Source organism: Arthrobacter sp. TE12231, assembly GCF_054062895.1.
This window is the reverse complement of the sequence record NZ_JBSSFS010000001.1, coordinates 2,827,442-2,839,901: the sequence shown is the minus strand read 5'-3', so window position 1 is coordinate 2,839,901 and position 12,460 is coordinate 2,827,442. Positions and strand designations below refer to the sequence as shown.

General features: G+C 68.5%; 11 protein-coding genes and 2 tRNA genes. 12 read left to right on the top strand and 1 reads right to left on the bottom strand.

Annotated elements, in window-relative coordinates; genetic code table 11:
* The first annotated feature begins 9 nt into the window (after positions 1-9).
* The 12 genes from ACVWYS_RS12845 (at position 10) to ACVWYS_RS12790 (ending at position 11,480) form a co-directional block, all read left to right on the top strand.
* A complete protein-coding gene (locus tag ACVWYS_RS12845; protein ID WP_344363930.1) occupies positions 10-1,383 on the top strand; it encodes an FAD-binding oxidoreductase in 1,374 nt (457 codons plus the stop codon).
* A 125-nt stretch (positions 1,384-1,508) separates the two neighbouring features.
* Positions 1,509-3,044, top strand: coding sequence for a YibE/F family protein (locus ACVWYS_RS12840; protein ID WP_456509858.1), 1,536 nt, complete (start codon positions 1,509-1,511; stop codon positions 3,042-3,044).
* 100 nt (positions 3,045-3,144) lie between these two features.
* On the top strand, positions 3,145-4,323 hold the full coding sequence (dusB, locus tag ACVWYS_RS12835) for a tRNA dihydrouridine synthase DusB (RefSeq protein WP_091249593.1): 1,179 nt from the start codon (positions 3,145-3,147) through the stop codon (positions 4,321-4,323).
* A complete protein-coding gene (locus ACVWYS_RS12830) occupies positions 4,307-5,605 on the top strand; it encodes a deoxyguanosinetriphosphate triphosphohydrolase (protein ID WP_175460403.1) in 1,299 nt (432 codons plus the stop codon). The genes dusB and ACVWYS_RS12830 overlap by 17 nt, the downstream gene beginning before the upstream one ends.
* 118 nt (positions 5,606-5,723) lie before the next feature.
* Positions 5,724-6,026 (top strand): hypothetical protein, encoded by a 303-nt coding sequence (locus tag ACVWYS_RS12825; protein ID WP_344363923.1) that lies wholly within the window; start codon positions 5,724-5,726, stop codon positions 6,024-6,026.
* Between the two features lies 1 nt (position 6,027).
* Positions 6,028-7,047: an FAD:protein FMN transferase gene (locus tag ACVWYS_RS12820; RefSeq protein WP_456507139.1), complete on the top strand. Its 1,020-nt coding sequence runs from the start codon at positions 6,028-6,030 to the stop codon at positions 7,045-7,047.
* A complete protein-coding gene (locus ACVWYS_RS12815; RefSeq protein WP_456507138.1) occupies positions 7,040-7,597 on the top strand; it encodes a ferric reductase-like transmembrane domain-containing protein in 558 nt (185 codons plus the stop codon). Before ACVWYS_RS12820 ends, ACVWYS_RS12815 begins: the two co-directional genes overlap by 8 nt.
* Positions 7,594-8,850 carry an NADH-ubiquinone oxidoreductase-F iron-sulfur binding region domain-containing protein gene (locus ACVWYS_RS12810; RefSeq protein ID WP_456507137.1) on the top strand — a complete coding sequence of 419 codons (1,257 nt, stop codon included), beginning with the start codon at positions 7,594-7,596 and terminating at the stop codon, positions 8,848-8,850. The genes ACVWYS_RS12815 and ACVWYS_RS12810 overlap by 4 nt, the downstream gene beginning before the upstream one ends.
* The gene (locus ACVWYS_RS12805) at positions 8,847-9,098 is read left to right on the top strand and encodes a ferredoxin (protein WP_456507136.1); all 252 of its coding nucleotides are present in this window, start codon (positions 8,847-8,849) and stop codon (positions 9,096-9,098) included. The genes ACVWYS_RS12810 and ACVWYS_RS12805 overlap by 4 nt, the downstream gene beginning before the upstream one ends.
* Positions 9,099-9,146: 48 nt before the next feature.
* The gene (gene dnaG, locus ACVWYS_RS12800) at positions 9,147-11,144 is read left to right on the top strand and encodes a DNA primase (protein WP_456507135.1); all 1,998 of its coding nucleotides are present in this window, start codon (positions 9,147-9,149) and stop codon (positions 11,142-11,144) included.
* Positions 11,145-11,197: 53 nt separating this feature from the next.
* Positions 11,198-11,270 (top strand) — tRNA-Asn (locus ACVWYS_RS12795).
* Positions 11,271-11,407: 137 nt separating this feature from the next.
* Positions 11,408-11,480: transfer RNA gene (locus ACVWYS_RS12790), tRNA-Asn, on the top strand.
* A 480-nt stretch (positions 11,481-11,960) separates the two neighbouring features.
* On the opposite strand, the gene ACVWYS_RS12785 is transcribed toward ACVWYS_RS12790, so the two are convergent.
* On the bottom strand, positions 11,961-12,368 hold the full coding sequence (locus tag ACVWYS_RS12785; RefSeq protein ID WP_116768248.1) for a hypothetical protein: 408 nt from the start codon (positions 12,366-12,368) through the stop codon (positions 11,961-11,963).
* Between the last annotated feature and the right edge of the window lie 92 nt (positions 12,369-12,460).

Below are 12,460 nucleotides of genomic sequence, written 5' to 3'. Positions count from 1 at the left end.
GTACTGAAAATGAACGGAATAAAGTTCGATACCCTGCGCGAGCAAGTCCGCGGGCCGGTCGTCACGCCCGGCGACGCGGACTACGACGCGGCCCGGGCAGTGCACAACGGCATGATCGACAAGCACCCGGCCGCTGTGGTCCGTGTGTCCCAGGTGGCGGACGTTATGGCGGCCGTCAACTTCGCCCGCGACAACTCCCTGGATCTGGCCGTCCGCGGCGGCGGCCACAGCGGTCCGGGCTTTGGCACCTGGGATGACGCTGTTGTCATCGACTTCTCCACCACCACCGGCGTCCGGATAGATCCGTCGAACAAGACGGCGAGGACCGAGGCCGGCGCAACCTGGGCCGATTTCAATCACGCCACGCACGCCTTCGGACTGGCGACCACCGGTGGCATCATCGGCTCAACCGGTGTCTCCGGACTCACGCTCGGCGGGGGCATTGGCTATCTCTCCCGGAAGCACGGGCTCAGTTGCGATAACCTCCTCTCGGCCGACGTCGTCACCGCGGACGGGAAATTCCTCACTGCGAGCGAAAGCGAGAATGACGACCTTTTCTGGGCGCTGCGAGGCGGGGGCGGCAACTTCGGCGTCGTGACCTCGTTGGAATACCGCCTGCATCCTGTGGACATGGTCCACGCGGGGATCATCATCTACCCGGCCGAGCACGCCGAAACCGTGGCGAAATTCTACCGCGAGCACCTGGCGGCAGCCCCTGAAGAGTTCGGCGCGTTCCTCGCCTTCCATCAGGGACCGCCGGTTCCGTTCCTTCCGGAACAGTGGCACGGGAAGCCGGTCTGCATTGTGGTCGGGATGTGGACGGGCGACCTCGCCGAAGGGCCGGCCCGCTGGCAACCATTCCTCGACGTCGCCCCGGTGGCCGGATCCATGGTGGGGCCGATGCCGTATCCGGCCTTGAACTCGGCGTTCGACCCGATGTATCCCAAGGGGCTGTTGGCCTACTGGAAGGCGGCCTTCCTGACCGAACTCAACGACGGCGCCATCGACGCACACCTTGAGTTTGGCCGACGTGTGCCCAGCCTGCAGACAGCCGTGCACATCTATCCAATCGACGGCGCTGTGCACCGTGTGGGAGTGACGGATACGGCCTTCCCCAACCGGAACGCCAAGTTCTCCCCGGTTATAGCCTGCCACTGGGAGGACCCGGCGGACAGCGAGGCGAACATCGCCTGGGTACGGGATTACGCGGCTGCGCTGCAGCCGTACTCCGAGACCGCGGGCTACATCAATTTCATGGACGGCGATGATATGTCCAAGGTCGCGGAGAACTACGGACCCAATTACAGCCGCCTGCGGGAGATCAAGGCCAAGTACGATCCGCAGAACCTCTTCCACGTAAACCAGAACATCACCCCGGCCTGACCAGCCCGCCTCCGCGGCGCCGGAGCTCCGGGCACCGGGCTCAGGGCGGCGGGAGCGTGCGGCGTCATCTGTCCGGAGCGGTGCCGACAGCGCCGTAGAGTTTTCGGCATGAGGTTGAACTGCTGATGGGCGCCGGACATTCGCACTCCCACGCCGGGCACCCCAGCGCCGGTCACGCGGAGCCGACGCCCCGCATGCGGGCGGCACGGAAGAAGGCCAACTGGATCCTGGCCGCCATCCTGATCCCGCTGACTTTGCTGACCCTGGCGGCCATGGCCTTGCTGTGGCCGTCGGGGAGCAAAGAGGGCATCACGCTGGCCAGCCCCTATGCGGCGGCCCCGGGCGTGACGTTCGATACCGGCAAGATCCAGCAGGTGGTCGTCGGCAGCTGTTCGGATGCGCAGACAAGCGGCGATCCCGCGGCCCAGGGCGCATCCGGGGCCGACGCCGCCGTCCAGCCGCCGCAGGCGGGCTCACAATGCACGTTTGCCTACACCGAGCCGGACAAGGGCGGCAACCCGGTGAAAGTGGTCATCAACCCTGACATCGCGAAATCCCACGGGGTGAAACCCGGAGACAACATCCGCTACCTCAACCTCTCCAAGGCCCAGGGCGCCTCAGAAGCCCAGGGCGCGCCCGCCTACGTTTTCGTCGACTTCGTCCGGACTCTACCGATCATCTTCCTGGCCGTGCTCTACGCCGTCGTGGTGATTGCGGTGGCGCGCTGGCGCGGCCTGCGGGCCCTGATCGGACTCGTCGGGGCCTACGTCGTGCTCGTCTCCTTCATGCTGCCCGGACTGGTCGAAGGAAAGCCGCCGCTGCTCCTGGCACTGGTGGGGTCCACGGTGATCATGATCGGGGTGCTGTACTTCGCCCACGGTTTCTCCGCCCGGACCTCGACGGCGCTGCTGGGGACCATGTTCGGCCTCGCCATTACGTCGCTGCTGGCCGCCTGGGCCACCGACGCCGCGAACCTCGCCGGCGTGGGCAGCCACGACGCCGCCACGCTCACCAACATTTCCGACAACATCTCGATCTCCGGCATCATCCTGTGCGGGCTGATCATTTCCGGCCTGGGCGTGCTGAACGACGTCACGATCACGCAGTCGTCGGCGGTCTGGGAACTGTGGGAACTCGCCCCCGACACCAGCGCCCGGCAGCTCTTTGCCTCCGCGATGCGGATCGGCCGGGACCACATCGCCTCCACGGTCTACACGATCGCGTTTGCCTATGCCGGCGCGGCCCTGCCCGTCCTGATCCTGGTCATGCTCTACGAGCGCCCGCTCGGGGACGCCCTGACCAGTGCAGAACTCTCCGAGGAAGTCATCCGCACCCTCGTCGGTTCGGTGGGACTGGTCCTGGCCGTGCCGGTCACCACCCTCATTGCCGTGCTCGTCGTCAAGGCCACCGGGATCAAAGGCAGCACCGCAGACCCCGCGGCCGCGCTCGCCGGTGCACCCGACGTCGGAGTGCCCGCGCTCGCCGGCGTCAGGGACGGCGGCCGGGCCGGGCTCTCCGTTGGGGCCGACGTCGGCCGGTACCCGGGCGGGTCCGCCGGGCGCCGGTCGGCGGACAGCGCGCCCGGCGCACCGGGAGGGACCGAACCGGACGACGCCGGGCCTGCCACGCGCCGGGGGCGGCGTGCCGCCCTGCGCGATTGATACGGCGTTTGGCGGCGCCCGGATTTTCCACACAGCCCGGCCTTTCCACATAACCGACGCCGGATCCGACCGATTTGCCCGTCTTTGAGACAATGGTCGGGTGACTGTTGTAGCAACGCCTCCCGCCCCCAAGCTGGAACTCCCGCCCCTGAAGCTGGGCCCGATCACTGTGGACACCCCCGTGATCCTGGCTCCCATGGCGGGTATCACCAACTCCGCCTTCCGCCGGCTGTGCCGTGAATACGGCGGCGGCCTGTACGTCGCGGAGATGGTCACCTCGCGCGCCCTCGTGGAACGCACGCCGGAGTCGCTGCGCATCATTTCGCACGACGACGACGAGAAAGTCCGCTCCGTCCAGCTCTACGGCGTGGACCCCGTGACCGTCGGCCAGGCCGTCCGGATGCTGGTCGAGGAAGACCGGGCGGACCACATCGACCTCAACTTCGGCTGCCCCGTCCCCAAAGTCACCCGGCGCGGCGGCGGCTCGGCCCTGCCCTGGAAGATCGACCTCTTCACCTCGATCGTCCAGACCGCTGTCAAGGAAGCCTCCCAGGGCAACATCCCGCTGACCATCAAGATGCGCAAGGGCATCGACGAGGACCACCTGACATACCTCGACGCCGGCCGGATCGCCCGCGATTCCGGCGTTGCCGCCGTCGCTCTTCACGGCCGCACGGCCGCGCAGTTCTATTCCGGCCAGGCCGACTGGTCTGCCATCGCCCGGCTCCGCGAGGCGCTGCCGGACATCCCGGTCCTCGGCAACGGCGACATCTGGTCCGCCGAAGACGCGGTCCGGATGGTCCGCGAAACGGGAGTGGACGGCGTTGTCGTCGGCCGGGGATGCCAGGGCCGGCCGTGGCTGTTCGGCGATCTCATGGCCGCGTTCGAAGGCAGCGACCAGCGGCACCGGCCGGATCTGGGCCAGGTGGCCGAAAGCGTCTACCGGCACGCCGAGCTCATGGTCGAGACGTTCGGGGACGAGGGCAAGGCCCTGCGCGAAATCCGCAAGCACATCGCGTGGTACTTCAAGGGCTACGTGGTCGGGAGCGAGCTGCGGACCAAACTCGCGCTCGTCACCAGCCTCGAGGTGCTCCGCGCAACCCTGGATCAGCTGGACCTCGACTCTCCGTACCCCGGGGTCGATGCCGAGGGCCCGCGCGGCCGCGCCGGCTCGCCCAAGAAGCCCGCCCTGCCCAAGGACTGGCTGCTGAACCGGACCCTGGATGACGAGCAGAGCCGCGACATCTCCTTCGCCGAGCTGGATGTCTCCGGTGGCTGAGACCCGGACCACCGCCCCCGTCCTGGACGGCTACACCTCCCGCGACTCCGCCCGGTGGGTCGAAGAGCCGCCCAAGACCACCTACCGGTCGGACTTCGAGCGTGACCGTGCGAGAGTCCTGCACTCCTCGGCCCTGCGCCGGCTCGGCGCGAAGACCCAGGTGGTCGCCCCGGATACTGACGACTTCGTCAGGACCCGGCTCACGCACAGCCTCGAAGTGGCCCAGGTGGGCCGCGAACTCGGCCGCGCCCTCGGCTGCGATCCCGACGTCGTGGACACCGCCTGCCTGAGCCATGACCTCGGCCACCCGCCCTTCGGCCACAACGGGGAAGCGGCGCTCAACGAGGTGGCCCACGCGATCGGCGGTTTTGAAGGCAACGCCCAGACGCTGCGGCTGCTGACCCGGCTTGAGCCGAAGGTCCTGGCCCCCGATGGCCGTCCGGCAGGCCTGAACCTGACCCGGGCGAGTCTCGATGCCGCCGCCAAGTACCCGTGGTCCGCCGTCAACGCGCCCGTCATCCACGGGGAGCGGACCAGCAAGTTCGGCGCCTATGAGGACGACCTCCCCATCTTCGACTGGATTCGCGAAGGCGCCCCGGAACGCCGGTCCTGCCTCGAAGCGCAGGTCATGGACCTGGCGGACGACATCTCCTACTCGGTGCACGACGTCGAGGACGCGATCGTCGCAGGGCACTTCCAGCTGCGCTGGATGGACAACCCGGACCATCGTGCCCGCGTCGTCGGGTACGCGAAGCAGTGGTACCTGCCGCACAACGACCCCGCCGCGATCGACGCCGCGCTGGCGCGGCTGGAGGCCACGAGCGTCTGGGTGCGCGAGGCCGACGGCAGCCGCAAGGCCATGGCGGCGCTCAAAGACATGACCAGCCAGTTGATTGGCCGGTTCTGCCAGAGTGCGCTGGAAGCCACCCGGGCCGTTTACGGCCCGGAGAACCTCACCCGCTACCACGCGGAACTGATCGTCCCGGACGAGACCGTCATGGAAATCGCGGTGATGAAGGGCCTGGCCACCACATTTGTGATGACCACCGAGCACCGCCAGCCCATCTACGAGCGCCAGCGGGAGGTCCTGCACGCCCTCGTCACCGCCCTCAGCGCCACGGAGGACCGCCACCTGGAGCCGATGTTCGCCGCCGACTGGCTCGACGCGGGGGACGACGCCGGGAGGCTGCGCGTCGTGATCGACCAGGTCGCGTCGCTGACGGACGGCTCGGCGCTGGCCATGTACGAGCGTCTCGTGGGCAGCCTGCCGTCGCTGTGGTGACCCAGCCAGCCGCCTGGAGGCAGGACCACCACCCAATAGACAGGAATGTCTAAGGGTTTACAAAGGAACTCCGGGGATCATGGGAACACAGGCCTAACCGCAGAGGAAGGGGACACCCGTGGATACCCGGGACAAGGGCAGGCGACTGGCCAGCGGCATCACCGCGGCAGTCGGCATCGGCAGCCTCGCGGCTGCGGGCGTCGCCGCCGCCGTCGTGTATTCCGCCACGCCCTCCAGCGCTTCAAAGACTTCTCCTGCGACCGCCAGCTCGAACTCGTCCGGACGGTCAGCGCGCCACGGCTCCGGCACGGCGGACGGCGGCAGCACCACGCAGAATAACGGCACGAGCCGCTCGCACGGATCAACCCCCGTCCGGCCGGGCAACGGCAGCGTCACCCACGGTCAATCCTCGGGGTCCTAAGGTGGAGGCGCAGGCAGCTTGGACCGTCTGGGGCCTTGACGCTTCCCTCGCTGTTACCGACGCCGGAATGCTCGCCGCCGCCCAGGAGATCGTCCAGAGCGTCCTTGCCGACGTCGAGCTCGCATGCAGCCGCTTCCGGGACGACTCGGAACTCACCAGGCTCCAACCGCAGCTGGCTGCCGGGGCGATCGTTAGCCCGACACTCCTCGACCTCGTTGAGCGGGCCCTGGCCGCCGCCCGGTGGACGGACGGCGCCGTCGATCCGACCCTCGGCACGGATCTGGCCGCCCTCGGGTATGACCGGGACATCGTCAGCGTGCAGGTGCTGCCGGACGACCCCCGTCCGCAAGGTTCGCACCTGGTCCCGCCGGCCGGTTCGGTCAGGGCACGGCGCGTTCCCGGATGGTCACGGGTCAGGATTGACGGGCGGACGCTGACCGTTCCCGCCGACATCCGGCTGGATCTGGGCGCCACCGCCAAGGCAGCCGCGGCGGACCGCGCTGCAGCCGAGGTGCATTCGCAACTGGGATGCGGGGTGCTCGTCTCTTTGGGCGGCGACCTGGCGACCGCCGGCCCGGGGCCGGGAAGCCCCGGCGCTGCGGCCCCAGGCGGGGGCCCCGGAGCCGGCCCCGGAGCGACAGAGCCGTGGCAGGTTCTGGTCCAGGACCTTCCCACGGACCCGAGCCAGCACATCGCCCTGGACCCCGGATCCGCCGTGGCCACGTCCAGCACGCAAAAACGCCGGTGGAAGCACGCGGGAGCGGACGTCCACCACGTTCTTGATCCCCGTTTCGGGCTGCCCGCAGAGGCCGTGTGGAAGACGGTGACGGTGGCGGCTCCGACGTGCCTGGAAGCCAATGCCTTCAGCACGGCCGGCATTGTTCGCGGCTTCGCCGCCGTCGAATGGTTCCGTTCCGCGGGTGTCACGGCCCGGCTGGTGGATCAACGCGGACGCGTTGTCACCACCGGCGGCTGGCCGGCGGAGAGCAACAGCGTGGAAGTGCGTGCGTCCCGTGGATGAGGCAATGTGGGCGTTCGGCCGGGTGAGCGGCTTCATGTCCCTTGCCCTGTTCACGGTGTCGGTCCTGTTGGGCATCCTCACCCGCTCCGGCCGGCCCTTGCTGGTGCTTCCGAGGTTTTCCGTCAGCATCCTGCACCGGAATATCGCCTTGTTGGCCACGGTGTTCCTGGGGCTGCACGTTGGGTCCCTATTGTTGGACTCCTTCGCGAAGCTGCGGCCTGTCGACGTCGTCGTGCCGTTCCTTGGCTCGTTCCGGCCGTTCTGGCAGGGCCTGGGGACCGTGGCACTGGACCTCGTCGCGGCCGTCATCGTGACAGCCCTACTGCGGCAACGGATCGGGCACCGGGCGTTTAAGGCCGTGCACTGGCTCGCCTACGCGGTCTGGCCGGTGGCGATGGCCCATGCACTCGGCAACGGCACGGACGCCGCCGGCCAGTGGTTTCTCCTGCTGGCGGCCGCGTCCGGCGCAGCGATCGCCGGTGCCCTGCTGTGGCGGCTCTCTTCAACGTTCCTCGAAACCGCCAGAGCCCGTGGAGGTAACCTCCAATGAGCTCGATGCCCGGCGTGCTCCCTCAACCGCCGCTGCCCAATGCGCAGCCGCTGGCGCGTCTTTTGGCCGCCGGCGCGGAGGCCGGGTACGCCCGGCACGTGGACACTTTCGGGCCTCTTGATCCCGACGCCGTCGCACCCGGGCTGCTGAACCTGCTGGACGCGTCGGGGCTGACCGGACGCGGCGGCGCCGCCTTCGCGACCTGGCGCAAGGCGCTGGCAACATCACAATCCGGGCGGAAGCGCCTTGTTCCCGCGCGGCCCGTCGTGATCGCCAACGGCGCCGAAGGGGAGCCGCTGAGCTTCAAGGACCGTACGCTCCTGGCGCACGCCCCCCACCTGGTGATTGACGGTCTGCTGGCCGTGACGCGGGCGGTCTCGGGCACGCAGATGTACCTCTATGCGCCTGCTGCCAGCCTTCCCGGGGTGCAGGAGGCCCTCTCCGGACACCCCGGGGGCCGCCGGACCCAGCTCGTGGAGTCACCGGAAACGTTCATCTCCGGCGAGGCGAGCGCCGTCGTCAACAGCATCGCCACCGGCTCCGCGATCCCGCTCGACAAAGGCCGCCGGCTCAGCGACACCGGGCTCAAGGGGCGCCCCACCCTGGTCCTCAACGTCGAAACCCTGGCCCATGTGGCCCTCATCGCACGGTTCGGCGCGGACTGGTTCCGCGAAGTCGGGACGCCCACGGACCCTGGCACGCGGCTGCTGTCCGTGTCCGGCCCAGGGCCCGGCCCGGACGTCGTCCTGGAGGTGCCCGGCGGCGCAAGGCTCACCGACGTCGTTCAATCCGCCGGCATGGACCCGGCCTCCCTGTCGGCCGTTCTCGTCGGCGGCTACCACGGCCGCTGGGTGCGGCCGGCGGCCTACGTCCTCTCGCCCGGCGGTCCCGCCGGCCACGTGGTCCGGCCCGGAGCAGGCGTCATCCACGCCTTGGGGGCGCAGCAGTGCGGGCTTGGAGCCACCGCGGGGATCGTGGCGTACCTGGCCGGGCAGTCCGCCCGGCAATGCGGCCCCTGCATGTTCGGGCTGCCCGCCATGGCGGGAATCTTCAACCGGATCGCAGCAGGAGAACAGGACCCGCGGCTGCCGGAGGAACTGGGCCGGCTCGGCACGCTTGTCTCAGGACGCGGGGCCTGCCATCACCCGGACGGAACAGCGCAGCTGATCAGCAGTGCGCTGGAGGTCTTCGCCGACGACGTGCGGTCCCATCTCACCGGGCGCTGCTCCGGATCCGGAAGCTGGACGCCATGACCGCCACCCTTCACATCGACTGGACCAGGTGCGACGGCCGCGGCCTGTGCACGGAGCTGCTCGCCGGGGTGCTCATACGGGACGACTGGGGGTACCCGGTGGCCCGTGGAAGGCAGGGTCCTGAGCGCACCGACGTCCCCATCAGGCCCAGCGACGCGGACGCCGCGCGCGACGCCGTCTCGCTCTGCCCGAAACTCGCCCTCAGCCTCCGGGACCCTGCTTCCGGAGGCCCGCAGCGCCGGCGCTAGTCCCCGGCCGGGCCGGTCCGTGTCGGCCCGGCGTACTAGGATGGCACTGTGGCCGGCCTGATCAAACGTGAAGATATCGACGAAGTACGCCAGCGCACCGACATCAAAGAAGTTATCGATGGCTACGTGACGCTCAAGGGAGCCGGGCTGGGTTCCTACAAAGGCCTGTGCCCCTTCCACGACGAGCGCTCACCCTCCTTCACCGTGCGACCCCAGGTGGGCCGGTACCACTGCTTCGGCTGCGGCGAGGACGGCGACGTCATCTCCTTCGTGCAGAAACTGGACCACATCTCCTTCCACGAGGCCGTGGAAAAGCTGGCCCATCGGATCGGCTTCGAGCTCCACTACGAGGACGGCGGCTCCGGACCCAACCGGGAGGACATCGGCCGGCGCCAGCGGCTGCTGGATGCCCACAAGGTGGCCGACGAGTTCTTCCGGTCCCAGCTGCTGACCCCGGGCGCCGCAGAGGGCCGAAATTTCCTCTACGGCCGGGGCTTCGACCGTGCGGCAGCGGAACAGTTCGGGGTAGGGTATGCCCCGCAGGGCTGGGACGCGCTGCTCAAGCACCTGCGCGGCCGCGGCTACACCGACGCCGAACTCAAGCTGACCGGCATGTTTTCCGAAGGCAACCGGGGCATCTACGACCGCTTCCGCGGACGGCTGATCTGGCCCATCCGGGACATTGCCGGTGACACCATCGGCTTCGGCGCCCGCAAGCTCTACGAGGACGACCAAGGCCCGAAGTACCTGAACACCCCCGAAACCGCACTCTACAAGAAGTCCCAGGTCCTCTACGGCATCGACCTCGCCAAGCGCAACATCGCCAAGGACCGCCAGCTCGTGGTGGTGGAGGGCTACACCGACGTCATGGCCTGCCATCTGGCCGGCATTCCGACGGCGGTGGCCACGTGCGGCACCGCGTTCGGCACGGACCACATCAAGATCGCCCGCCGGCTGCTGTCCGACGACGGCAGCGGGGGAGAGGTCATCTTCACCTTCGACGGCGACGCCGCCGGGCAGAAGGCGGCGCTACGCGCTTTCGAAGAGGACCAGCGTTTTGTCGCGCAGACGTTCGTTGCTGTGGAGCCCAGCGGCGCGGACCCGTGCGAGCTCCGTCAGTCCAAGGGCGACTCCGCGGTCCGGGACCTGATCGGAAGTCGCCGTCCGCTGTTCGAGTTCGCCATCCGCGCCACCCTCAAACGGCACAATCTGGACACCGTCGAGGGCCGGATCGCGGCCCTGCGTGAATCAGCGCCCGTGGTGGCGCAGATCCGCGACGCCGGTATCCGGCCGGCCTATGCCCGCGAACTGGCTGGCTGGCTGGGGATGCCCGTCGAGGAGGTCAGCAGGGCCGTCGGTGTGGCGACCAAACGCGCCGCACAAGGTGCCCCAGCCACTCCGGGCGGCGGCCCGGGCCGCAGCCAGGGCGGCGCCCAGGCCGGCGGACCCAGCACCGGGCATGGCCCGGGACAGGCGGGAGCCCCGGGCTATGCCGGGTCCGGCCGCGGCTACGCGGGGCCGGGACCCGGCGTGGCGCCCTTGCCGGCGTCGGCCGTTCTTCCGTCCTTCAACCGGCCCGATCCGCGGGACCCGGTCGCGGCGATGGAGCGTCAGGCCCTCGAGGTCGCGCTCCAGGAACCCGGCATGCTGGAGGGCGAGACGTGGCAGCGTTTCTCCGAGGCACGGTTCTCCACGCCCGCCTATCTCGCCATCCACGAGGCCATCCGCGCCACCGGACTCGGGTCCGCGGGGGACCCGGTGCGCTGGGTGGAGCAGTTGCTGCGGGAGGTTCCCGAGCCGCTGCGGCCGCTCGTGTCCGAACTTGCGGTGGTGCCGTTGCCGGCAAACACGCCTGAGGGCGTCCTGCGCTACTGCAGGGACATCCTGGCCCGCCTGTTTGAGCTCCAGATCACCCGCGTGAAGGCGGAGAAGATGGGGCAGTTGCAGCGCCTGGATGCCTCGGCGGATCCCGAGGAATTCCAGCGGCTGAATCGCGAACTCATGCAGTTGGAGATGCAGCGGAGATCGTTGCGCTCGGACGCCTGAGGCGCCGATTTCGTTTCCCGGGCTGGTGTTTGCTAGGCTTATACCCGCTTCATTCCTCCTTAGCTCAATTGGCAGAGCATTCGACTGTTAATCGAAGGGTTGCTGGTTCAAGTCCAGCAGGAGGAGCGCGCAGTCCCCGTTCCGGGTTTCCGGGACGGGGACTTTTTTTATACCCGGAGGGGGTATTTCGCGGGCTGCTTCCACGGGTTCTCCGGCCGATTTCCCTACCGGCAAAACCTTTGCTAATGTCATACCTGCTTCATTCCTCCTTAGCTCAATTGGCAGAGCATTCGACTGTTAATCGAAGGGTTGCTGGTTCAAGTCCAGCAGGAGGAGCGGACAGGTCCCGCGGCCGGTGAAAACCAGCCGCGGGACCTTTTTTATTGCATTCTTTTCGGGTCCTGTCTCTGATCCCTTCGGGGACCCGGGTGGCCCGGGGCCTACGGTGGCCCGCGGCCTACGGTGGCCCGAGTCTTGGGTGGCCGCACTGTTCAGGGGCCGAGCGTTCAGGTGTTCCGAGTATTCAGTGACGCCACGGGCGTTCAGCGACGCCGGGCGTGAAGTCTCCACGGCCTCAGTGACCATGACCTCGGACGCTCGGACGCTCGGACGCTTGGACGCTTGGACGCTTGGACGCTTGGACGCTTGGACGCTTGGACGCTTGGACGCTTGGACGCTTGGACGCTTGGACGCTTGGACGCTTGGACGCTTGGACGCTTGGACGCTTGGACGCTTGGACGCTTGGACGCTTGGACGCTTGGACGCTTGGACGCTTGGACGCTGGGACGCTTGGACGCTTGGACGCTTGCCCGGACCTCAGACGAAGTACATTTCCACCTGGAGGAAGCGCTGGGCCTCGGCGACCGCGGCCTCGAACGCTTCTTGCTCCGTGGGGGACTTCCTCGGCTCACGCGGATGCCATTCATGCGGCGCAGAGTGCACCTGGGTGAATCCGCCCCCCGGCGGGGCATAGAAAATGCCGAACCGTTGCACGGGCCACTCCGGGGAGGTCTCGGGCGCCACCAGTAGGGCGGAGTCGGAGGCCGGGTTGTACCACTGGGCAATCGGGCGGCGCCGGTCTTCGGTGAACAGGCCTGCCGCGTACATGGCCGCCGACTGCGGGCTGGTCTGACTGCACAGGCGATCCCACCACAGGGGCAGGATTCCGGTGTCGCACCGCTGCCACGTGGCGGGGAGGGGCTGAGGTTCCTGCCAATCGGGCATGAAACAACTTTATCTCCCGCCACGGGCGCCGAACAGAGTGCCACTGTGCCCAGTCTTGGGCGGGAAGAATGAGCATGTCCCGTGCCTGCAGC